Below are 22,077 nucleotides of genomic sequence, written 5' to 3'. Positions count from 1 at the left end.
CACACCTACAACCACCACCGATGCCACACCGCACTGGACGGGAAACAGCCCATCACCCGCGTGAACAACGCTGCGGATCAATACACCTAGGGGGCCGCCCCCCCCCGGTAAGCCCCCCGCACCGCCCCGATCAGCCGCGCGTCAAGGCGGTGAACCGGCAGCCGAAGGAGTGCGTGCTCGCCTCGGCGGCGGCGCGTTCGCCGTCACCCGCACGGATCGCGTCCACCAGGCGTGCATGGTCCATATGCGCCTCCGGCCGCAGCACCTCGCCCACGTCGGCCCGCAGGAAGTCGCGCAGCACACCCCCGAGGTCGGCGTAGAGCTCGGCGAGCACTTCGTTGTGCGAGGCCGCCACCACCGCCATGTGCAAGGTCGCGTCCGCCTCCACGAACGCCTCGGCCGCCCCGGACTCCCAGGCCGCCTCGCGCCGCTTCAGCAGCGCGTCGAGCTGCCGCAGATCCTGCTCCGTACGCCGCTGCGCGGCCAGCCGGGCGGCCTCCGCCTCCAGGGCGCTGCGCAGCTCGGCGACATGGCGGGGGTCGGCGTCGGCGAAGCGGCGGTTCATCACCCCGGCCAGCTCGCTGGTGGCGATCACATAGGTGCCCGAGCCCTGCCGGATGTCGAGCAGCCCGTTGTGCGCCAGCGCCCGTACGGCCTCGCGGACGGTGTTACGGGCCACCCCGAGCTCCTCGACGAGCTCCGGCTCGGTCGGGATGCGGGAGCCCACCGGCCACTCGCCGGATGTGATCTGGGCGCGCAGCTGCGCGATCACCTGGTCGGCCAGCGCGGACCGGCGGGGCGAGGTCAGGGGCATGACGGTGCTCCGGAGGGGTGGGGCGGACGGGTGGCGGCGCGGACGCCGCCCGGTCCGTGTGGTCCGTGGCGCCGTGCGCGACGGCAGAGGCTATCCATAACCGCGGCCCTAACGGGTGGACAATCATTCATCCCATGATTCTATGATGACGTCCATGGCAGACGAAGACCTCGCGACCCTCGGCCCCGCGGCCGAGCCCGCCACGACCCCGCGCCCCCTCGACAGAAGCGACGACGGCGACGACACCTCCGGCGCGCCCCGGCCCGGCGGCGCGGACACGCGTTGGCTGTCCGGGATCGTGATCGCCGGCATCGTCCTCGCCGCGCTCAACCTCCGCCCCGCGATCACCAGCCTCGGCGCGCTCCTGGAGGAGGTCCGGGACGGCCTCGGCATGAGCGGCACCGTCGCCGGGCTGCTGACCTCCGTACCGTCGCTGTGCTTCGCCGTCTTCGGCATCGCGGCACCCCGGCTGGCCAGGCGTTTCGGCCCCGGCGCCGTGGTCTGCGGCGGCATGGCCGCGATAGCCGCGGGCGTCGCGGTCCGGCCGTTCACCGGAGGCACCCCGGGCTTTCTCGCCGCCAGCGCGCTGGCACTGGCCGGCATCGCGGTCAGCAACGTCCTGATGCCGGTCGTCATCAAGAGATGGTTCCCCGACCGGGTCGGCCCGATGACCGGGCTGTACTCCATGGCGCTGGCCCTGGGCACCTCGCTGGCCGCGGCGCTCACCGTCCCCATGACCTCGGCGCTGGGCGGCAGTTGGCGGAGCGGGCTGGCGGTGTGGGCGATCCTCGCCGCCATCGCCGTACTGCCCTGGCTCGCGGTCGTCCGCCGCCGTTCCGCCGCCGCGGGACCGTCCGTGAACGGTGCGGCGCCCGCCGAAGAAACCCCCGTACGGATCACCTCGTCGCCCACCGCCTGGGCGCTCGCCGTCTTCTTCGGCCTCCAGGCCACCGCCGCCTACATCACCATGGGCTGGATGCCGCAGATCTTCCGTGACGCCGGGGTCTCCCCGGGCACCGCGGGCGTGCTGCTCGCCGTCACGATGGCGATGGGCGTCCCGCTCTCCTTCGTGCTGCCGCGGCTGGCCTCCCGGATGCGGCATCAGGGTCCGCTCGCGGTGGGCCTCGCCGTCTGCGGCCTGGCCGGCTACGCCGGGCTGTGGCTGGCCCCGGCCGCCGGCGCCTGGGCCTGGGCGCTGCTCATGGGCATCTCCAACTGCTCCTTCCCGCTGGCCCTGACCATGATCGGGATGCGCTCGTCCAGCTCGGCGGGCGTGGCCAAGCTGTCGGCCTTCGCGCAGTCCGTCGGCTATCTGATCTCCATCCCCGGGCCGCTGCTCGTCGGTGCGCTCTACCAGCACAGCGGCGGCTGGGGCCTGCCGATCGCGCTGATGGCCGGGCTGCTGGTGCCGCAGATGCTGGTGGGCGTGCTGGCGGGCCGGGACCGCCGCATCGAGGACGAGGGGTGAGTGCGACACTGGGCGCATGCCAGTGCTCGAACCGAATCCGCCGGGCGGCCAGAAGAAGCTGCTCCTCGTCCTGGGCGCCATGCTCGGCGTGACCGTCATCATCGCGATCATCGCGAGCATCGCGGCGCCCTGACGCGCCCCGTCGGCCGGACCGGTGCGGGTGGGGAAATCCCCCGCATCCCCTAGGGGGCCGGCGTCAGGGGTAAGTAGGGGGTTTCCCGGATAGGAACGGGCGCCGAAGATCCGTAGCTTCGAAGTACACCGCCCGCCGCGGTGGGCGCGCCGCACGCCGCGGACGCGCAGCCCTTCGATCCGCCACGGAGGCGATCGCGATGTCCGCCGCGTCTTGCAGGCCGTCCGTCCCCAAGGCCGCCGGCCTGCGGCGACGGCTGCCGTGGTGGGCGCTGGGCCTGCCGGTGGTCTCCTTCGTCGCCCTGCTGGCACTGATATCGGCCCCGTCCGCGGCACACGCCGCCGACGTCTCCCCGAGCGGCCTGGCGGCGCTGCTGGACATCCTCGCCAGGCTGGTCGGAGTGGGGGCCTGACGGGCGCGCAGGGCGTACGGGGGAGGGCTTGCCCGGTATAGGGCAGGGCTCTCGCGGGCGCACCCTGAATTCTGCGCCGCAGCCGGCCCGCAATGCGGGGAGCGGCTCCGTGCGCCGGGACGCCTCGCCTCGCAGCGGGGTGCAACCGCGCCGGGACGCCACGTGACGGAGTCCCGTCGAGCCCGGGACGGCAGGCGGCCCGAGCGCGGTGGGGCGCAGCGGACGCGGCGCGCCCCCGCATGTCCCGCCCTGCGCTTCCCGCCCCCGCACCGGGCTCTGCGGACGTACGGCGGGAGTGCGCGGAACCCCTGGCGCCCCGTAGTCACCCGCCAGAGGGGAGCCCCTCAACACCCCGCGCCCCGCGCTGCCTTTCGTGCGAAGCTGGGACGCATGAGCGCCGAAACACCCCGCCGGATTGTCCTCCTCCGACACGCAAAGGCCGAATGGTCGGAGACCAGCGACCATGAGCGCCCGCTTGCCGACCGCGGCCGTAAGGATGCCCCGGCCGCCGGCCGTCGGCTGGCCGGTACCGGGATCACCCCCGATCTGACCCTGTGCTCGACGGCCGCCCGCACCCGCGAGACCTGGAAGCTCTTTGTCTCCGAGCTCCCGCAGCGGCCCAAGACGGTGTACGAGGAGCGGCTCTACGAAGCCTCGCTCGGCGAGCTCCTCGCGCTGCTGAACGAGACCTCCGACGATGTGAACGACCTGATGCTGGTCGGCCACAACCCGGGGATGCACGCCCTCGCCGATGCGCTCGCGGGCGAGGCGGAGGGTGATCTGCTGCCACGGATGAACCGCTCCGGCTTCCCGACCGCCGCGATGGCCGTGATCGCCTTCACCGGCTCCTGGAAGACCGTCGAGCACGGCGTCGGCCGTCTCGTCGCCTACCTGCCGCCGCACGAGTGAGCCACGGCGTCCGGCCCCACCGCTGACCGGCCGCCCGGCCGAAGGCCGCACCTGCACTCGCCACGACGCCACGACGCCACGACACCACGAGGCGACGAGGTGACGAGGTGACGAGGTGACGAAGCCACGAGGCGACGACGCCACGAAGCAGCGAGGCGACGAAGCAGCGAGGCACTGAGGCCACGAAGCGGCCAAGCCACGACGCGGCCAGGCCGCGAGGCACAAAGCAACGCAACGAAGAAGGGCCCCGGCGCGCTCCCCGCCAGGGCCCTTCTCGTACGCCGTGAAGCCGGCGTCCCGCCTCACTCGGCGTGCGTGTCCGCCGCCTCGACCTCTTCGCGGGTGACGCCCAGCAGATACAGCACGGTGTCCAGGAACGGCACGTTCACCGCGGTGTGCGCCGCCTCGCGCACCACCGGCTTGGCGTTGAAGGCCACCCCGAGCCCGGCCGTATTGAGCATGTCCAGGTCGTTGGCGCCGTCGCCGATGGCCACGGTCTGATCCAGCGGCACCCCGGCCTGCTGCGCGAAGCTGCGCAGCAGCCGCGCCTTCCCCGCCCGGTCCACGATGTCGCCCGTCACCCGGCCGGTGAACTTGCCGTCCACGATCTCCAGGGTGTTGGCGGAGGCGAAGTCCAGCCCCAGCTCCTCCTGGAGCGCATCGGTGACCTGCGTGAAGCCGCCCGATACGACGCCGACTTGATAGCCGAGCCGCTTGAGGGTCCGGACGAGGGTGCGGGCCCCGGGGGTGAGCCGTACCTCCTTGCGTACGGTCTCCACCACGGACGCGTCCAGCCCGGCGAGCAGCTCGACCCGGGCGTGCAGGGACTGCTCGAAGTCCAGCTCACCGCGCATTGCCGCGGCGGTCACCGCGGCGACCTCGGCCTCGCACCCGGCGTGCGCCGCGAACAGCTCGATGACCTCGTCCTGGATGAGCGTGGAGTCCACGTCCATCACGACCAGCCGCTGCGCCCTGCGCTGCAGGCCCGCCGCGACCACCGCGACATCCACGCCCAGCCGCGCGGCCTCCGGGGCCAGTACCGTGCGCAGCGCGTCGGTCGCCGCACCGGACACCGCGAATTCGACGGCGGTCACCGGATACTTCGCAAGCCGGAAAATGCGGTCGATATTGCCGCCCGAGGACGTTATGGCGGCGGCGATGGCGGCGGTCGACTCCGCGGTGAGCGGGTGCCCCAGCACCGTCACGTGCGAGCGTCCGACGCCGCGCGGACGGTTGTCGCCCCGGCCGGAGATGATCTCGGCCTGGAGGTGCAGCGACTCGGCCCAGCTGTGCACGGTGGCGCGCAGGTCGCCCTCGGACGAGCCGGTGACGCCCTGGCCGGGCGTGGGGGCGGTGACCAGCGCGCACAGCGTGATGCGGCCCCGGGTCACCACCTGCTCGATGTCGACGACATCGACGGAGTAGGCGGCGAGGGTGTCGAAGAGGCCGGCGGTGATGCCCGGCCGGTCCTTCCCGAAGATCTTCACGAGGAGGGTCGGTACGTCATCGCCAGGTACGGCGGTGGCAGGCGGGATCTGCGATGCGCTCATGGTGCTCTTACGGTAACCGGCGGCCGGGTGCGGCCGTACAAGTGTCCGTGCATCGGACCCCGGGTCCGCCCGACTGCCGCGCCGGTACACCGGGCGTGTCCGTGACCCGCCGCGCCCGCCCTCCGCCGCCCCCGGCCCCCGGCGCGCCCAGGCCACCGGGAAACCTCGATCGTTATCGACTCGTGTCCGGTCCGGCCTGCCGGGATGATCCGGAAGAGTGGCCCGCGGCCCGAACTCCCCTTTTGGTGCGGCCATTTCGCCCGATGTTCGTCTCGCGGACACCGTGCAGAGCCGTACGGAACACCCGTAATCCCCGGAACCCCGGGCAACTTCGGGCCCTTCCGGCCCCGCGGGAGGCATCGCCGGGTGCCGCCGGGAAGCCGATGCACCCCGGTCCCCTCCCGGTTTCCGGTCGGCGGGCCGAGCCTGAAATAGTTCCTCACGATGATTCGCCATCCCTGACTTCCCATCCAGGGTGTCACTCGGGGGACTATGTAATGGGGCATGGAGTGCCTGAACTCGTACTCGAATTGAACGGAAGGACCTGGACGCTCGATCCGTCCCGGTCCTACAACGTGGGCCGTGATCCGCAGGGCGACATGGTGCTCGACGACGCCAGGGTCTCCTGGCGGCACGCCACCGTACGATGGGCCGGCCGCGGCTGGATCATCGAAGACCAGGGCAGCACGAACGGCACCTATGTGCAGGGCCAGCGGATCCACCAGATGGAGATCGGCCCGGGCTCGGCCGTGCATCTCGGCAACGCCACCGACGGCCCGCGGATCAGCCTCTCGGCCCCCGCGCCGGCCGCAGGCGCGCAGCCCTCGATGGCGCCGCAGCAGCAGGGCTGGCAGGCCCCGCCCGCCCATCAGCCGCCCGCCCACCAGGCGCCCGTGCAGCATCAGCCGCCCGCCCAGCAGGGCTGGCAGGCCCCGCCGCAGGCCCAGCAGCCGCCGTACATCCCGCCGCAGCAGGCCCAGCAGCCGCAGCAGGCCGTGCCCCCGCAGCAGTCCGTCCCCCAGGAGCGCCCCGCCCAGAAGGTGAACGGCCCGGTCCCGCAGGCCCAGGGCGACCGCAGCCCGACCACGTTCCACCGCCTCGACCAGGGCCGGGTGATGCGCATCGGCCGTGCGCTGGAGAACGAGCTGGTCGTCTCCGACCTCCAGGTCTCCCGCCACCACGCCGAGTTCCGCGCCACCCCCGACGGCCGCTTCGAGATCCACGACCTCGGCAGCCACAACGGCACGTACATCAACGGCCAGCCGGTCCCCAAGTCCGGCAAGGCGCCCGTCGGCCCGAACGACATCATCGGCGTCGGCCACTCCACCTTCCGGCTGGTCGGCGACCGCCTGGAGGAGTTCGTCGACACCGGCGAGGTCTCCTTCTCGGCCCGCCATCTGACCGTCACCGTCGACGGTGGCAAGCAGATCCTCAAGGACGTCTCCTTCGGCGTCCCGGAGAAGTCGCTGGTCGCCGTCATCGGCCCGTCCGGCTCCGGCAAGTCCACGCTGCTCAAGGCGCTGACCGGCTACCGCCCCGCCAACGAGGGCGACGTCCTCTACGACAACCGGAACCTCTACAAGGAGTTCGCCGCACTCCGCCAGCGCATCGGCCTCGTTCCGCAGGACGACATCCTGCACAAGGAGCTGACCGTCCAGAAGGCGCTCCGCTACGCCGCCAAGCTCCGCTTCCCCGGCGACACCGCCGAGGCCGAGCGCGAGGCCCGGATCGACGAGGTCCTGCACGAGCTCAAGCTGCACGTGCACAAGGAGAAGAAGGTCACCTCCCTCTCCGGCGGCCAGCGCAAGCGCGTCTCGGTCGCCCTGGAGCTGCTGACCAAGCCGTCGCTGATCTTCCTGGACGAGCCGACCTCCGGCCTCGACCCGGGCATGGACCGCGATGTCATGCAGCTGCTGCGCGGCCTCGCAGATGACGGCCGCACCGTCCTCGTCGTCACCCACTCGGTCGCCGAGCTCGGCATCTGCGACAAGCTGCTGGTGATGGCGCCGGGCGGCGGCGTGGCCTACTTCGGCCCGCCCGAGGAGGCGCTGAACTTCTTCCAGTACGACACCTGGGCGGACGTCTTCTCGGCCTTCGAGAACTACCGCGACTATGACTGGATGGGCCGCTGGCGCGGCTCCCCGCACTACCAGATGTACGCCGCGGACATCGACGCCGTCGCCCCGCAGTCGGTCAACATCCAGGCGCCGCCGGCCCGGATGCAGAAGTCCCAGAGCTGGGGCTCGCAGCTGTGGACCCTGATGCGGCGCTATGTCTCGGTGCTCGCCTCCGACCGCGGCTTCCTGGGCCTGATGCTCATCCTGCCGGCCGTCCTCGGTGTGGTCTCGATGCTGATCCCCAGCGACTTCGGCCTGGGCTACGGACCGTTCGAGAAGCACCGCACCAACCGCGATGCCAGCACCATCATGCTGATCCTCGCGGTCGGCATGTGCTTCTCCGGCGCCGCCAACTCCGTACGTGAGCTGATCAAGGAACGGGTCATCTACGAGCGCGAACGGGCCACCGGCCTGTCGCGGTCGGCGTATCTGATGTCCAAGATCGTCGTGCTCGGCGTCGTCACTGCCGTCCAGGGCGTGATCATCGCGGCGATCGGCTTCTCGACCCGCAACATGCCCTCCGAGGGCCTGATCGTCCCCAAGGCCCCGGCCATCGAGATGACGCTGGCGATCATCGCGCTGGGCTTCACGTCCATGATGTTCGGCCTGATCATCTCCTCGCTGGTCAAGACCGCCGAGAAGACCATGCCGTTGCTGGTCATGTTCGCCATCGTCCAGGTCGTCTTCACCGGCGTGCTCTTCCAGCTCTTCGACACCGTCGGCGTCGCCCAGGTCGCCTGGCTGATGCCGTCGCGCTGGGCCGTCGCCGCGATGGGCGCGACCGCCGACATGAACACGCTGCTGCCGTGGGAGCTGGGCAACCCCGACCCGCTGTGGAAGCACCAGACCGGCGTCTATGTGATGGACATGATCATCCTGATCGCGCTGGGCGTCTCGCTCGCCTTCGTCGTGGCCCGGCTGCTGCGCCGCCACGAGCCGGAGGTCATGCGCAAGTAAGGCCGCGCGCCGTAGGAGAACGCCGAGGGGCGGCACCCGATACCGGGTGCCGCCCCTCGGCAGTGTACGAGCGGTGAACCGCGGCTCAGTAGGCCGAGTTCACGTTGTCCATCGAGCCGTACTTGTCGGCCGCGTAGTTGCAGGCGGCGGTGATGTTGGCGACCGGGTCGTAGATGTCCCACGAGGTGCCGGCCACGTGGTACGTCTTGAAGGTCGGGTCGATGACCTGGAGCAGACCCTTGGACGGGATGCCGTTCTGGGCGTTGATGTCCCAGAGGTTGATCGCCTTCGGGTTGCCGGACGACTCCCGCATCAGGTTGCGGTAGATGCCGTTGTACGAGCCGGGGATGCCCTTCTGGCCCATGACGTGCAGCGACTCGCGGATCCAGCCGTCCAGGTTGTTCGGGTAGACCGGCTTGGGGGCGGGCTTCGGCGCGGCGGCGCGGTCGCTGGACCGGCTCGCGGCCACCTTGGCCTGGCGCTCCTTCTCGGCCTTCGCCTTCGCCGCGGCGGCGGCCTTGGCCTTGGCGGCCTTCTCGGCGGCCGCCTTCTTCGCGGCGGCCTCGGCCTTCGCGTTGGCGGCGGTGTCGGTGGCCTGCTTGGCGACGGTGGCCTGCTGGCTCTTGACCGCGGTGGCGACCTCGCTGAAGGCGACCGGCTTGATGTTGATGTTCTCGGCGGCAGAGGCCTGGCTCACGCTCGTGCCCTGCTCGGCGTCGGCCCCCGGAACGATCGCGAAGACCAGGGCGGCGGCGCCGGCCGCGGCGACTCCGGCCGCGGAGAGCTTGTGGGTCCGGGTGAGGCTGGTGAATCCAGGAATGGCGTGCTTGGGCATGGCTGGGTTGACCTCTCCAGTGGGGAACGTCGCAAGGGCCATCAGCGGCGGAATACGCCGAGTGGTGAGCACGGCGCCTAGCGACGGAGGCCATTCTTAGCGGCCGAAAATTCGCCCGGCAATGGTGTGACGTACGACCCGGGATAGTGGAACCGGGGGGCCGCGAATTGCATCCAGGGCGGTAAAAGTCCAGCTCACACGGGGCTCATGGGGCCACTACCCGAGCTCGTAAGTGACCTGCGCCCTATGCGCGGCGTCACATGGTGGAGAGGTTTCTCTAGCCGGTCGTAATTGCAAAAGCACAGCCTGTATATGTCGAGCTTCTCGCGCGATTTAATTCAGGCTCTTACGGAGCAAATCGGGCATTTTGCATTTCACGCTCCGCATTCCGGCGGCCGGATAGCCGATACCCCGGCCGTCCGGCCCCGCGGCTCCTACGCCCCCTGCGTCCCCTGCACCGACCACGGCATCACCGGGGCCGGCCCTCACCCGGGCAGCACGAGATGCAGGTCGCCGAATTCATGCCACAGATAGCGCCGCTCCACGGCCGCCGCGTACGCCCGCTCCAGCACGTCCCCCTGCCGCTGCCCTTCCGCCACCGCCTCCAGCATCAGCAGATGCGACGCCGTCGGCTCGTGCAGCCCGGTGAGCAGCCCGTCCACCGCCCGCACCCCGCGCTCCGGCGTCACCACCAGATCCGTCCAGCCGGCCGCGGCCCGCACCCGCCCGTCCGCCCCGGTGGCCGACTCCAGCGCCCGCACGGCAGTGGTGCCCACCGCCACGATCCGCCCGCCCGCACCGCCGCGCCCCGCACGCCGCCGCGCCCGCGCCGCGTTCACCAGCCACGCCGTCGCCGACGGCACCACGAACCGCTCCGCATACGGCGGCTCGAACGCCTCCGCCGACGCCACCCCCGTATGCAGTGAGACCGGCGCGAACTGCACCCCCGCACTGACCAGCCGCGCCACCAGGGACGCCGTGAACGGCCGGGCCGCGCTCGGCATCTCCGCGCTGCCCACGCCGGGGGAGTCCACCGCGAACACCGTCTGATACGCGGCCAGCGGCTGGTCCCGGTCCGTGTACCCGTACCGGATCGGCCGCCCGTACCGCCGCATCACCTCCGCCGCGGTGCCGCCCGTCACCCGCCCCCACCACAGCCGTACGCTCCCGGGCTCCACCGGCGCCCCGAGCGTCAGCCGCGCCCCGCCCGGCAGCCGCACCACCGTGCCGGCCGGGCCGCCCGCCCGCGGCCGGGTGCTGCCCCGCCCGTCCGGACGCCGCAGCTCCACCGCCCAGCACCCGGCCACCGCCCGCCCCGCCGGATGCCACCGGTCCCCCCGCGTCGAGAAGTGCACCACCACCGGCTCGCCGCGCCCCCGCCCGTCCCCGATCCGGCCGTCCACCGCCGCAGGCAGCGTCCGCGAGGTGTTCACCACCAGGACGTCCCCGGCCGCCAGCAGGCCCGGCAGCTCCCCGAACGCATGGTGCCCCGCCTCCTGTGCACCCCGGCTGACCAGCAGCCGTACGGCATCCCGGTCCAGCCCCGGCCCCCGCTGCTCGGCCGGCACCCGCGCCGACAGCTCCTCCGGCACCCGCAGCGCGTCCGCGATCACCGGACACCGTCCAGCAGCTCCGCCGCCACATACCGCCCGCTGGCCGCCGGCCCGTCCAGCAGCCGCAGCAGCGCAGGCACGACGCTCTCCGGCAGCGGCCGCCCGGAGCCGTCCTCGTCCGGCACGGCCGCCGCAAAGAGATCCGTCCGCATATCGCCCGGGTCCACCCACCACACCCGCAGCCCCGGCTCCTCCACCGCCAGCACCGCCGACTGCTGGTCCAGCGCCGCCTTCGCCGCCCCGTAACCACCCCATGTCTCATACGCCCCGACCGCCGCATCCGAGCTGATCGCCAGCACGGCCCCGGCCGCCCCTATATAGGGGGACGCGCCCGAGGCGGCCCGCAACAGCGGCAGCGCCTCCTGGACGAGCCCCAGTGGCGCCACCACATTCACCTCCAGCGCGGCCCGCAGCCCGTCCAGCGAATGCTCCGCCAGCCGCACCAGCGGCTCGGCGCCCAGCACACTCGCGTTGTTGACCAGAAGATCCAGCCCGCCCAGCCCGCGCGCCGCGGCCACCAGCTCCGCCCGGTGCCCGCCGTCCGCCACGTCCCCGGGCAGCGCCACCACCCGCGCCCCCCTCGCGCGCAGCTCCCGCGCCGCCTCCTCCAGCGGACCGGCCGACCTGGCATCCACCACCAGATCCCAGCCCCGCCCCGCCAGCGCCGCGGCCAGCGCCCGGCCCAGCCCCTTCGATGCGCCCGTAATGATTGCCACCGGCATGATCACGTCCCCTGTTCCGGGCCGGGCAGACTGTCCCGCGCCCTCGCCCTTCACGCTAGGAACGCCACAACCCCACCGGCGTCGGGCATCCGACGGGCCGTGACCAGGGCATTCGGCCTAGGCCCCGGGGCGTAGGCGGGGGAGTTCGCACGACCGATACGGCCTCCTCGTCCCGCCGGTACGGTGAAGCCATGACAGACGGAACGGGGGCCGGGATCCCCGCGGTGAGCACCGCGATCCTGGCGATGAGCAGGCATTTGGAGGTACGCGACGTCCTCAAGACGATCGTCGCCTCGGCCCGCGAGCTGCTGGACGCCGAGTACGCCGCGCTGGGGGTGCCCGACGACCATGGCGGCTTCGCCCAGTTCGTGGTGGACGGCGTCAGCGCCGAACAGTGGAGGGCCATCGGCCCCCTGCCCCGCCAGCACGGCATCCTCGCCGCCATGCTCCACGAGGCCACCCCCGAGCGGCTCGCCGACGTACGCGAGGACCCCCGCTTCGGCGGCTGGCCCGCCGCCCACCCGGACATGTCCGACTTCATCGGCCTGCCGGTCGCCGACGGCGACGAGATCCTCGGCGCCCTCTTCCTCGCCAACAAGCGCTGCCCCAAACCGGACGGCATCTGCGGCTTCACCGAAGACGACGAGCGCCTCCTGGGCATACTCGCCCAGCACGCCGCCATCGCCCTGACCAACGCCCGCCTCTACGAGCGCAGCCGCGAGCTGACCATCGCCGGCGAACGCGCCCGGCTCGCCCATGAGCTGCACGACGCGGTCGCCCAGAAGCTCTTCTCCCTCCGGCTCACCGCCCAGGCCGCCACCGCGCTGGTCGACCGCGACCCGGCCCGCGCCAAGGACGAGCTCCACCAGATCGCCGCGCTGGCCGCGGAGGCCGCCGACGAACTGCGCGCCGCCGTCGTCGAGCTGCGCCCCGCGGCGCTGGACGAGGACGGCCTGGTCGCCACGCTGCGCTCCCAGGCGCAGGTCCTCGACCGCGCCCACACCGCCCACGTCACCTTCGAGGCCCGGGGCTTCCGCGCACTCCCCGCCGCCCAGGAGGAGGCGCTGCTGCGGGTCGCGCAGGAGGCACTGCACAACGCCCTGCGGCACTCGGACGCCGGCCAGGTCGAGGTGACCCTCGCCCGCCACGGCCAGGGAGCGCTGCTGCGCATCGCCGACAACGGCCGCGGCTTCGACACCGGCCTGGTGCGCCGCGCCGGCCGGCACCTGGGACTCGTATCGATGAGGGACCGCGCCGGCGGCGTCGGCGGCAAGCTCAGGGTGGAGTCGGAGCCCGGCAAGGGCACCGCTGTGGAGATGGAGGTACCCGGTGGCTGACATCGGCGACGGGCGGACCATTCGCGTACTGCTGGTGGACGATCACCAGGTCGTACGCCGGGGACTGCGCACATTCCTGGAGGTCCAGGACGACATCGACGTCGTGGGGGAGGCCTCCGACGGCGCCGAGGGCGTCGCGGCCGCCGAACAGCTGCGCCCCGACGTGGTGCTGATGGACGTCAAGATGCCCGGCATGGACGGCATAGAGGCCCTGCGCAAGCTGCGCGAACTGACCAACCCCGCACGCGTGCTGATCGTCACCAGCTTCACCGAACAGCGCACCGTCGTCCCCGCGCTGCGGGCCGGCGCGGCGGGCTATGTCTACAAGGACATCGACCCCGAGGCGCTGGCCGGCGCCATCCGCTCCGTCCACGCGGGCCATGTCCTGCTCCAGCCCGAGGTCGCCGGCGCCCTGCTCTCCCAGGAAGAGGGCAACAACGGCCAGGGGCGCGGCACTTCACTGACCGAGCGGGAGCGCGAGGTCCTCGGCCTGATCGCGGACGGGCGCTCCAACCGCGAGATCGCCCGTGCCCTCGTGCTCTCGGAGAAGACCGTCAAGACGCATGTCTCCAACATCCTGATGAAGCTCGACCTCGCCGACCGGACCCAGGCCGCGCTCTGGGCGGTCCGGCACGGCATCGGGGCCTGACGGCGTCAGCGCCCCTCTACCGTGCCGTCGAAGCGGAACGTCGTCTTCCCATCCGAGATTCATACTGTCGTGTAGACGTAGCCCATTTGGCGTATCCCTCTCCGTGCCCCGGCGTTGTCCAGTGCAGCCGCGGCGGCTGGCCGCGGCATCGGCAACGAGGAGCAAGAGAAGTGAAGAACATCAAGCGGGTTGCGGCCATCACGATGGTGGCGGGCGGTCTCGCCGCCGCGGGCGCCGGAGTCGCCTCCGCTCACTCCGGCTCGCAGGCGGACGGCATTGCGGTGCACTCCCCGGGCGTCGCCTCCGGCAACCTCGTCCAGGCTCCCGTCCACATCCCCGTGAACGCCTGCGGCAACACCATCTCCGTCGTCGGTGTGCTGAACCCGGCCTTCGGCAACCACTGCGTCAACCACTGATCGCAGGACTGCCCGCACCATCCGCATGATCCGCGTGCCGCCACGGTCCGCGCGGGCCATGCCGGACCGGCCCCGCCACTCCTGGACGTGCGGCCGGTCCCCCTCCACACAGCCCCCGTCATCGCGGCCCTGCGCCGCCAAGTGAGGAACTCGCTCTCATGAACACTGCCAAGAAGGCCGCTCTCGTCCTCGCCACCACCGGTCTCGCCCTCGGTGCCGCCGCCGGTTCCGCGTTCGCCACCGGCGGCCCGCAGGCCCACGGCACGGCGACGAACTCCCCCGGCGTCGGCTCCGGCAACCTCGTCCAGGCCCCGGTACACGTGCCCGCCAACGTCACCGGCAACAGCGTCAACGTCGTCGGCGTGCTCAACTCCGCCTTCGGAAACGAGACCGCGAACTTCTGAGGCACTCGGCCCGGGGCGCGACACCCCGGGCCGCCCGGGCCGTTCGGCCCCTCTCCCGGCGCCCCGCCGACCGCGCCACGGTCCGGCGGGGCTCTCCCGGTTCACCGCCCGCGCCGCTCCCGCTCCTCCACCGCGGAGTTGTACGCGGCCACCTGCGCCCGCCGGGCCGTACGCTCCACCGGCCGCAGCGCCTCCGCGCGCGCCGCGATCTCCGACGAGCTGACCGCCCCGCCGTGCTCCCCGCCCGCCCTCGGGGCCTGGGGGAGGGCGATGTCCATCAGCGCGCCCACCCGCTGCGCCAGCTCCAACACCCGTACCGCACGCGGCGGATAGCCCGGCGCCAGCACCTGCCGCCCGGCCTCGGCCCGCGCCCGGTAGGCCTCCAGCGCGGCCTGCGCGACCGGACCGGCCCCGGCCACATCCAGCTTCGAGAGCACCTCGGTCGCATCCCGCAGCGCCTCGGCCAGCTCCCGCTCCGCCTCGCCCAGCGACGGCACATCGGCCGGCGGCGCCTCCCGCACCGGCAGGCAGTGCCAGATCACCTCGACATGCACGTCAGGCCCCGAGCCGCCCTCCGGCCCCGCTTCGTATATCTCCGGCACCAGCCCCAGCCCGGCCCCGGTGGCGAGCACCGCCTCCCCGGCCTCCAGCGCCCGCGCATTGAATTCCGGCGGTCCGCTGAGCCCCAGCGGATGCCCCGGCACCGGCAGCGCCACCCGCAGGCCGACCGCCCCCAGCCGCCGCAGCCGCCCCAGGGCAAGGGTCAGCCCGACCGGGGCCTCCTCTCCGGGCAGATCCGCGACGCGGTGCACCGCGTCATCGTCCGCGATGCGGTGCGCGGCTTCATCAGGTGAGACAAGTCCGGCCAAAAGGGCATTTCCCCATGAGGCCAACCGTCCTGAACGAGGTTCATCGAGCATGCTCCCCAGCCTAGGGAACGGCACTGACAACGAGTGGCGTAGGTTTGCTGGGGGGATGCGCCTACAGGCGCACGAGACGACCGAGAAGCAATGGGAGACAACGCGCTCATGAGCGATGTACTGGAGCTGGTGGACGTATCCGTGGTCCGCGAAGGACGGGCTCTGGTGGAGCAGGTCTCCTGGTCGGTGAAAGAGGGGGAGCGCTGGGTGATCCTCGGTCCCAACGGCGCCGGCAAGACCACCCTCCTGAACGTTGCCTCCAGCTACCTCTTCCCGAGCGCCGGCAACGCCACGATCCTCGGCGAGAAGCTCGGCCGGGTCGACGTCTTCGACCTGCGCCCGCGCATCGGCATCGCCGGCATCGCCCTCGCCGACAAGCTGCCGCGCAGCCAGACCGTCCTGCAGACCGTGCTCACCGCCGCGTACGGCATGACCGCGACCTGGCAGGAGAACTACGAGGAGGTCGACGAGGTGCGCGCCCGCGCCTTCCTCGACCGCCTCGGCATGAACGACTACCTCGACCGCAAGTTCGGCACCCTCTCCGAGGGTGAGCGCAAGCGCACCCTGATCGCCCGCGCGATGATGACCGACCCCGAGCTCCTCCTCCTGGACGAGCCCGCCGCAGGCCTCGACCTCGGCGGCCGCGAGGACCTCGTCCGCCGCCTCGGCCGCCTCGCCCGCGATCCCTACGCCCCCTCGATGATCATGGTCACCCACCACGTCGAGGAAATCCCCCCGGGCTTCACCCACGTCCTGATGATCCGTCAGGGCAAGGTCCTGGCCGCCGGCCCGCTCGACCTCGAACTCACCTCCAGCAACCTCTCCCACTGCTTCGGCCTCCCCCTGATCGTCGAGCGCAACGGAGACCGCTGGACCGCCCAGGGCCTGCCCCTCGCCTGACGGAGCAGCCGACCGGTCGCGCCCTGTCCCGGGCAGCCCCGCGGACCTACCATGAAGCCGTGGATCCATGGGTGTGGTGGCTGATCGCCGCCGTAGGACTGGGTATTCCTCTCATCGTGACCGCGATGCCCGAATTCGGGATGCTCGCGGTCGGTGCCGGCGCCGGCGCCGTCACCGCTGCACTCGGTGGCGGCGCCGTCCCGCAATTCATCGTCTTCGCCGCCGTGTCGGTCGCGCTGATCGCCGTCGTACGCCCCATCGCCAACCGCCACCGAGGCCAGAGCCCGCAACTCGCCTCCGGTATCGAGGCACTCAAGGGCAAGACCGCCACGGTCCTGGAACGCATCGACGGCACCGAAGGCGGCCGCATCAAACTCGCCGGAGAAATCTGGTCCGCCCGCGCCCTCGACGACGACCAGATCTACGAGGTGGGCCAGAAGGTCGACGTCGTCGAGATCGAGGGAGCCACGGCCGTCGTCATCTGACCTGAAGACGCTGCACGACGCACCGCGTCTCTGAAAGACTGATCAACGGCAGGTAGCGCACCACCGATTGACAGCCACGCCGGTCACCGGCCGGCACGGACCAGAAACGAAGGGCACGGGAGCCGCTGTGGGATCCATCATCATCGTCCTGATCATCCTGGTGGTGCTCGTGTTCGTCGCACTCATCAAGACGATCCAGGTCATCCCCCAGGCCAGCGCCGCCATCGTCGAACGCTTCGGCCGCTACACCCGCACCCTCAACGCCGGTCTGAACATCGTCGTCCCGTTCATCGACTCCATCCGCAACCGCATCGACCTGCGCGAACAGGTCGTGCCGTTCCCCCCGCAGCCGGTGATCACCCAGGACAACCTGGTCGTGAACATCGACACCGTCATCTACTACCAGGTCACCGACGCCCGCGCCGCGACGTACGAAGTCGCCAGCTACATCCAGGCGATCGAGCAGCTCACCGTCACCACGCTCCGGAACATCATCGGCGGCATGGACCTGGAGCGGACCCTGACCTCCCGCGAGGAGATCAACGCCGCGCTGCGCGGCGTCCTCGACGAGGCCACCGGCAAGTGGGGCATCCGCGTCAACCGCGTCGAGCTCAAGGCGATCGAGCCGCCGACCTCCATCCAGGACTCGATGGAGAAGCAGATGCGCGCCGACCGCGACAAGCGCGCCGCCATCCTCCAGGCCGAAGGTGTCCGGCAGTCCCAGATCCTCACCGCCGAAGGTGAGAAGCAGTCCTCCATCCTGCGCGCCGAGGGTGAGGCCAAGGCCGCCGCCCTGCGGGCCGAGGGCGAGGCCCAGGCGATCCGGGTGGTCTTCGAATCCATCCACGCCGGAGACCCGGACCAGAAGCTGCTGTCCTACCAGTACCTCCAGATGCTCCCGAAGATCGCCGAGGGCGACGCCAACAAGCTCTGGATCGTGCCCAGCGAGATCGGCGACGCCCTCAAGGGCCTCGGCGGCGCCATCGGCAACTTCAACCCCGCGGGCGGCGGCACCATCCCCAAGCCCAGCTCGCCGAACCGCGAAGCGCCCCCGATCGACTGACGTTCACACCCCTCGTGCATGATCAGTGGTGGCCCCTCGACCTTCATGGCGGGGAGGCGACCACTGATCACGTGAGGAGATGGCCTTGTCCATCTGGGAAGCAGTCGCAGTCCTCGCCGCCGGCATAGGAGCCGGCACCATCAACACCATCGTCGGCTCCGGAACCCTGATCACCTTCCCGGTGCTGCTCGCCGTCGGCCTGCCACCCATCACGGCGAACGTCTCCAACACCCTCGGCCTGGTGCCCGGTTCGGTCAGCGGAGCCATCGGCTACCGCCGCGAACTGGCCGGCCAGCGCCCCCGCATCCTCCGCTTCGGAGCCGCCGCCCTGATCGGCGGCCTGGCCGGGGCGATCCTGCTGCTGGCGCTGCCCTCCGCGGCGTTCGACACGATCATCCCCATACTGATCGCCGTCGCACTGATCCTTGTGGTGCTGCAGCCGAAGCTCGCCGCCGCCCTCCGCGCCCGGCGCGCCCGCAACAACACCACCGTGCCGCGGGACGGCGGCCCCCTGCTGCTCGCCGGCCTGATGCTGGCCAGCGTCTACGGCGGCTACTTCGGCGCCGCCCAGGGCGTGATCTACCTTTCCCTGATGGGCCTGCTGCTCAGCGAGGACCTACAGCGCCTCAACGCCCTCAAGAACGTCCTCGCCGCGATCGTCAACGGCGTCGCGGCGATCTTCTTCCTCTTCGTCGCCCGCTTCGACTGGACCGCCGTCCTGCTCATCGCCGTCGGCTCCGCCCTCGGCGGCCAGATCGGCGCGAAGGTGGGCCGCCGCCTGCCGCCCACCGCCCTGCGCGCCGTCATCGTCGCCGTCGGCCTGGCGGCCATCGTCCAACTGCTCCTCAAATAGGGCGAGTTGACCGACGGCCGCCTCGGGGGGCGCTACGCCGGCAGCGCCCCCAGCCACTCCGGCAGCTCCTCCCGTACGGACACCCCGAGCGCGGAGAGCATCGCATCGGCCGGCGTCGGCTCGAACGGCCGCCGCAGCAGCCGCATCCCCGCCTGCTCGGGCGTACGGTCCGCTTTGCGGTGATTGTCCTCCGCGCACGAGGCGACGGTATTCAGCCAGGTGTCCGTGCCGCCCTGCGCCCTCGGCACGACGTGATCGACGGTCGTCGCCCGCCGCCCGCAGTACGCACACCGGTGCTGGTCCCGCACCAGCACACCCCGCCGAGACCACGACGCACGTCTTCGGAACGGCACCCGTACGTATCTGCTGAGCCTGATCACCCGCGGCACCGGCACATCGACCGAAGCGGCCCGGATACGCAGCCCCGGGTGCGCGTTCTCGACCACGGCCTTGTCCTGCATCACCAGCACCACCGCGCGCCGCAGCGACACCGTAGACAGCGGTTCGAAGCTCGCATTGAGCACCAGAGTCTCGCGCATCCCGTCCACCTCCCGGACCCGCTCCGCCCCCGCGGCGAAGTTGCTCCACTGTGCAGTGGCAGGTATTCCCCGAACAACGCAATTTCCGTACGCCACAAGGGAAATGGCAGGCGGCAAGCAGGTGAAGAAGAGGGGGCCGGGGGCGGCCCCGGGGGCGGCACACGGCAAGAGAGGACGCTCCGGATCCCGCCCCCGTGAGACACGCGGGACCCGGAGCGCACGGCAGCCGGCGCGGACGCCCGACACGAATGCGGACTCCGGCAAACCGCGGGCCGACACACCTGCGCCCCGCCGCTCCCGCCACTGCGGTACCAGCTGCCCGACGGCCTTGTACAGGCCGTCAGCCAGGAACCACTGTGCGTGCGGGAAGCGCCGGGGCGCAACGCAATTACCGGTCGGTCACGGCCTCAGCCCGCCGCCGGCACCTCGTACTCGGCAATCAGCTGGGCCCGCCCGATCGCATGGAACCGCAGATTGAACCCGACGACCGCCGGCGAGGCATCCGCATCCGGACCGAGCTTCTCCTGATCCACCGCATACACGGTGAACACATAGCGGTGCGGACCGTCCCCCGGCGGCGGCGCCGCGCCCCCGAAGTCCCGCGTCCCGTAGTCGTTCCGGACATGCACGGCCCCGTCGGGAAGCCCCTTCATGTCACCGCTCCCGGCGCCGCCCGGCAGCTCGGTCACCGATACCGGAATGTCGAACAGCGTCCAGTGCCAGAAGCCACTGCCCGTCGGCGCGTCCGGGTCGTAGCAGGTGACGGCGTAGCTCTTGGTCCCCGCGGGCGCCCCTTCCCACCGCAGCTGCGGCGAACGGTTCCCCTCGGCGAGGACCTGCTCCGGCCGCAGCGTCCCGCCCGGCTCCACCTCATCGCTGTGCACCGTGAACTCAGCCACCGGCGGATGGAAATCGTGCGGGAGCGGCCGCCGCTTCAGCTCGGACACCTCGACACCTCCAGATCGCTTGCTGACACTCTGTCCGGCCAGGTTAGAGCCAGTTCCGCTTACCGCCGACCTCCGCCAGCCACTGGTTGAGGTAACCCGCCCAGTCGGTCCCCTCGAAGTCGTTGAGGCCCACGGTGAACTGCCGGTACGAGTCCGAGCCCCCGGTGAACAGACCGGGCTTCTTGTCCATCTCAAGCACCACGTCCATCTCGCGGTCATCGGCGACGAAGGACAGCTCGACCTGGTTCAGCCCGCGGTACTGCTGCGGCGCATGGAACTCGATCTCCTGATAGAACGGCAGCTTCTGCCGCGTCCCCCGGATACGCCCCTGCTCCAGGTCAGCGGACTTGAAACGGAACCCGAGCCGCCCGAACGCATCCAGAATCGCCTGCTGCGCCGGCAGCGGGTGAACGTTCACCGGGTCAAGGTCGCCGGAGTCCACCGCACGCGCGATCGCCAGCTCCGTGGTCACCCCTACGCTCATCCCGCGCAGATGCGTCCCCAGGAACGTGGTGATCGGCGTCTCCCACGGAATCTCCAGACCGAAGGGCACGGTGTGCGCGGCGCCCGCCTGCACCTGGAACGCGCCACCCACCTGAAGCTTGGTGAACTCGATGTTCCGCTTCGATTCGCCGTCGCTGGTCTCCACCTCGACGACCGCCTGCAGCCCGACGGAAATCCCCTGGATCTCCTGCGCCACGGACCCGCCCTGAACCCGCACCTCACCCTGCACAACGCCACCAGGAACGACGTTCTCCTCAAAGAGCACCGTCTCCACCTTGGCGCCCCCGGCCCCCATGCTCGCCATCAGCTTCTTGAACCCCATGCTCGTCCTCCCCAGGCGCAACGCCTGTGCTCTGTTTAGCCGCCCGGACCGCGGCTTGTGCCGTCCCGGCTTGAACTCTACGAACGCGGAATGACGCAGGCCGGTTCCGCGAACCAGCCACACCTTCCCAACCCCGACGCCCCCATGGCCAGTCGCCCCCCTGCACTACCCTCGGTCCGCATGACCGACGTACCGGAACGAATGCCGCTCACCCGCGCCTTCTTCGACCGCCCGGTTCTCGAGGTCGCCCCCGACCTCCTCGGCCGCACCCTTGTACGCCACACCCCCGACGGCCCCATCGAGCTCCGCCTGACCGAGGTCGAGGCCTATGACGGAGAGAGCGACCCCGGCTCCCACGCCTACCGCGGCCGCACCGCCCGCAACGCCGCCATGTTCGGCCCGCCCGGCCATGCGTACGTCTACTTCATCTACGGCATGTGGTTCAGCGCCAATCTGGTCTGCGGCCCCGAGGGTGAGGCCAGCGGTGTCCTCCTGCGCGGCGGCGAAATCCTCACCGGAACCCACCTGGCCGCCGGCCGCCGCCCCAAGGCCCGCAACACCGACGAACTGGCCAAGGGCCCGGCCCGCCTCGCCACCGCTCTCGACATCGACCGCACCCTGAACAGCACCGATGTCTGCCACGGAGGCGATCCCACCGCCCCGCTCTCCGTTCTGTACGGCACCCCCGCCGCCCCGGCCAGGGTCCGCAACGGCCCACGCGTCGGTGTCGGCGGCGACGGCGCCGACCACCCCTGGCGCTACTGGATCGCCGACGAACCCACCGTCAGCCAGTACCGCCCGCACACCCCGCGTCGCCGCACCACTTCAGCCACTTGATCGCCGGGAGCTACTTGACTCTCGCCGACCAAACCCCTAACGTAGCCCGAGCCGCTGGAGACGGGCAGCGCTATCTGCGCAGACCGCCAGGCGGCACAACCAACCACTACGAACGCTTCCCTAACGGGTCGAATTTGGCGTTGCCAAAATTCGATCCTCGCGGCCCGATTATGAGCCGCCAAGGAAAGTCGCTAACGTAGTTACCGCGCCGAAGGGCGTGAACAATCCCCTCCGACGGGAAATCGGAAACGAAATTCGACCGGAAACGGCGAGGCGCGGATCTGCTAAAGTCGGAAAGGCCGAAAAGCGAAAGCCGGAGGCCGAACCCCGCTCCAACAGGGGGCCGGAGACGGAAACGGATCTGGTAAGGT

23 protein-coding genes are annotated in these 22,077 nt (G+C 71.2%); 14 read left to right on the top strand and 9 right to left on the bottom strand.

Translation table 11 applies throughout. The annotated features are described in order from the left end of the window. Positions 1 to 130: 130 nt before the first annotated feature. Positions 131 to 814, bottom strand: a complete 684-nt coding sequence (locus tag ACIRPT_RS40680) for a FadR/GntR family transcriptional regulator (protein ID WP_403836905.1) — start codon at positions 812 to 814, stop codon at positions 131 to 133. Positions 815 to 968: 154 nt separating this feature from the next. Here ACIRPT_RS40680 and ACIRPT_RS40675 point away from each other — a divergent pair, with 154 nt between their 5' ends. The 4 genes from ACIRPT_RS40675 (at position 969) to ACIRPT_RS40660 (ending at position 3,736) form a co-directional block, all read left to right on the top strand. Then, positions 969 to 2,282 (top strand): CynX/NimT family MFS transporter, encoded by a 1,314-nt coding sequence (locus ACIRPT_RS40675; RefSeq protein WP_403836903.1) that lies wholly within the window; start codon positions 969 to 971, stop codon positions 2,280 to 2,282. Between the two features lie 16 nt (positions 2,283 to 2,298). Next, entirely contained in the window at positions 2,299 to 2,415 is a 117-nt protein-coding gene (locus ACIRPT_RS40670; protein ID WP_403836901.1) for an SGM_5486 family transporter-associated protein, read from the top strand. Positions 2,416 to 2,614: 199 nt separating this feature from the next. Further along, complete coding sequence (locus ACIRPT_RS40665; RefSeq protein WP_403836899.1) at positions 2,615 to 2,827, top strand: hypothetical protein; 213 nt, start codon at positions 2,615 to 2,617, stop codon at positions 2,825 to 2,827. Between the two features lie 390 nt (positions 2,828 to 3,217). Continuing rightward, positions 3,218 to 3,736, top strand: coding sequence for a SixA phosphatase family protein (locus tag ACIRPT_RS40660; protein ID WP_403836897.1), 519 nt, complete (start codon positions 3,218 to 3,220; stop codon positions 3,734 to 3,736). 302 nt (positions 3,737 to 4,038) lie between these two features. Here ACIRPT_RS40660 and serB read toward each other — a convergent pair whose 3' ends face one another. Beyond that, positions 4,039 to 5,286: a phosphoserine phosphatase SerB gene (serB, locus tag ACIRPT_RS40655; RefSeq protein WP_403515717.1), complete on the bottom strand. Its 1,248-nt coding sequence runs from the start codon at positions 5,284 to 5,286 to the stop codon at positions 4,039 to 4,041. 497 nt (positions 5,287 to 5,783) lie between these two features. On the opposite strand from serB, the gene ACIRPT_RS40650 reads away from it, so the two are divergent. Next, the gene (locus tag ACIRPT_RS40650) at positions 5,784 to 8,360 is read left to right on the top strand and encodes an FHA domain-containing protein (RefSeq protein WP_403836895.1); all 2,577 of its coding nucleotides are present in this window, start codon (positions 5,784 to 5,786) and stop codon (positions 8,358 to 8,360) included. A gap of 85 nt (positions 8,361 to 8,445) precedes the next feature. Here ACIRPT_RS40650 and ACIRPT_RS40645 read toward each other — a convergent pair whose 3' ends face one another. The 3 genes from ACIRPT_RS40645 to ACIRPT_RS40635 all read right to left on the bottom strand — a co-directional run bounded on the left by ACIRPT_RS40645 (position 8,446) and on the right by ACIRPT_RS40635 (position 11,530). Continuing rightward, positions 8,446 to 9,195: a transglycosylase SLT domain-containing protein gene (locus tag ACIRPT_RS40645; RefSeq protein WP_403515721.1), complete on the bottom strand. Its 750-nt coding sequence runs from the start codon at positions 9,193 to 9,195 to the stop codon at positions 8,446 to 8,448. A gap of 485 nt (positions 9,196 to 9,680) precedes the next feature. Further along, a complete protein-coding gene (locus ACIRPT_RS40640; protein WP_403836909.1) occupies positions 9,681 to 10,805 on the bottom strand; it encodes an S-adenosylmethionine:tRNA ribosyltransferase-isomerase in 1,125 nt (374 codons plus the stop codon). Next, a complete protein-coding gene (locus ACIRPT_RS40635; RefSeq protein WP_403836893.1) occupies positions 10,805 to 11,530 on the bottom strand; it encodes an SDR family NAD(P)-dependent oxidoreductase in 726 nt (241 codons plus the stop codon). The genes ACIRPT_RS40640 and ACIRPT_RS40635 overlap by 1 nt, the downstream gene beginning before the upstream one ends. 191 nt (positions 11,531 to 11,721) lie before the next feature. Here ACIRPT_RS40635 and ACIRPT_RS40630 point away from each other — a divergent pair, with 191 nt between their 5' ends. The 4 genes from ACIRPT_RS40630 to ACIRPT_RS40615 all read left to right on the top strand — a co-directional run bounded on the left by ACIRPT_RS40630 (position 11,722) and on the right by ACIRPT_RS40615 (position 14,336). Beyond that, entirely contained in the window at positions 11,722 to 12,867 is a 1,146-nt protein-coding gene (locus ACIRPT_RS40630) for a GAF domain-containing sensor histidine kinase (RefSeq protein WP_403836891.1), read from the top strand. Continuing rightward, positions 12,860 to 13,516 (top strand): response regulator, encoded by a 657-nt coding sequence (locus ACIRPT_RS40625; RefSeq protein WP_403515726.1) that lies wholly within the window; start codon positions 12,860 to 12,862, stop codon positions 13,514 to 13,516. Before ACIRPT_RS40630 ends, ACIRPT_RS40625 begins: the two co-directional genes overlap by 8 nt. Positions 13,517 to 13,686: 170 nt before the next feature. Continuing rightward, positions 13,687 to 13,932: a chaplin gene (locus ACIRPT_RS40620; RefSeq protein WP_403836889.1), complete on the top strand. Its 246-nt coding sequence runs from the start codon at positions 13,687 to 13,689 to the stop codon at positions 13,930 to 13,932. 158 nt (positions 13,933 to 14,090) lie between these two features. After that, entirely contained in the window at positions 14,091 to 14,336 is a 246-nt protein-coding gene (locus tag ACIRPT_RS40615; RefSeq protein WP_403836887.1) for a chaplin, read from the top strand. Between the two features lie 101 nt (positions 14,337 to 14,437). Here ACIRPT_RS40615 and ACIRPT_RS40610 read toward each other — a convergent pair whose 3' ends face one another. After that, positions 14,438 to 15,256: a hypothetical protein gene (locus ACIRPT_RS40610; RefSeq protein WP_403836885.1), complete on the bottom strand. Its 819-nt coding sequence runs from the start codon at positions 15,254 to 15,256 to the stop codon at positions 14,438 to 14,440. A 90-nt stretch (positions 15,257 to 15,346) separates the two neighbouring features. On the opposite strand from ACIRPT_RS40610, the gene ACIRPT_RS40605 reads away from it, so the two are divergent. From ACIRPT_RS40605 to ACIRPT_RS40590, 4 genes are all read left to right on the top strand, one after another. Continuing rightward, positions 15,347 to 16,156, top strand: coding sequence for an ABC transporter ATP-binding protein (locus tag ACIRPT_RS40605; RefSeq protein WP_403515734.1), 810 nt, complete (start codon positions 15,347 to 15,349; stop codon positions 16,154 to 16,156). 71 nt (positions 16,157 to 16,227) lie between these two features. After that, positions 16,228 to 16,641: an NfeD family protein gene (locus tag ACIRPT_RS40600; protein WP_403836907.1), complete on the top strand. Its 414-nt coding sequence runs from the start codon at positions 16,228 to 16,230 to the stop codon at positions 16,639 to 16,641. Positions 16,642 to 16,768: 127 nt separating this feature from the next. After that, positions 16,769 to 17,704, top strand: a complete 936-nt coding sequence (locus ACIRPT_RS40595; protein ID WP_403515736.1) for an SPFH domain-containing protein — start codon at positions 16,769 to 16,771, stop codon at positions 17,702 to 17,704. Between the two features lie 85 nt (positions 17,705 to 17,789). Next, positions 17,790 to 18,557 carry a sulfite exporter TauE/SafE family protein gene (locus ACIRPT_RS40590; RefSeq protein WP_403515738.1) on the top strand — a complete coding sequence of 256 codons (768 nt, stop codon included), beginning with the start codon at positions 17,790 to 17,792 and terminating at the stop codon, positions 18,555 to 18,557. Between the two features lie 32 nt (positions 18,558 to 18,589). Here the strand turns inward: ACIRPT_RS40590 and ACIRPT_RS40585 are convergent, their stop codons facing one another. From ACIRPT_RS40585 to ACIRPT_RS40575, 3 genes are all read right to left on the bottom strand, one after another. Then, positions 18,590 to 19,096, bottom strand: coding sequence for an HNH endonuclease (locus ACIRPT_RS40585; RefSeq protein ID WP_403836882.1), 507 nt, complete (start codon positions 19,094 to 19,096; stop codon positions 18,590 to 18,592). A 407-nt stretch (positions 19,097 to 19,503) separates the two neighbouring features. Continuing rightward, positions 19,504 to 20,043 (bottom strand): YbhB/YbcL family Raf kinase inhibitor-like protein, encoded by a 540-nt coding sequence (locus ACIRPT_RS40580; RefSeq protein WP_403515741.1) that lies wholly within the window; start codon positions 20,041 to 20,043, stop codon positions 19,504 to 19,506. A 43-nt stretch (positions 20,044 to 20,086) separates the two neighbouring features. Further along, positions 20,087 to 20,869 carry a sporulation protein gene (locus ACIRPT_RS40575; RefSeq protein WP_403515742.1) on the bottom strand — a complete coding sequence of 261 codons (783 nt, stop codon included), beginning with the start codon at positions 20,867 to 20,869 and terminating at the stop codon, positions 20,087 to 20,089. A gap of 180 nt (positions 20,870 to 21,049) precedes the next feature. On the opposite strand from ACIRPT_RS40575, the gene ACIRPT_RS40570 reads away from it, so the two are divergent. Further along, positions 21,050 to 21,706, top strand: a complete 657-nt coding sequence (locus ACIRPT_RS40570; protein ID WP_403515743.1) for a DNA-3-methyladenine glycosylase — start codon at positions 21,050 to 21,052, stop codon at positions 21,704 to 21,706. Positions 21,707 to 22,077 lie beyond the last annotated feature (371 nt).

Source organism: Streptomyces sp. NPDC101227, from assembly GCF_044767545.1.
Lineage (GTDB): Bacteria > Actinomycetota > Actinomycetes > Streptomycetales > Streptomycetaceae > Streptomyces.
Note: the sequence above shows the minus strand (reverse complement) of the source record. Positions and strands in the feature narration are given on the sequence as shown.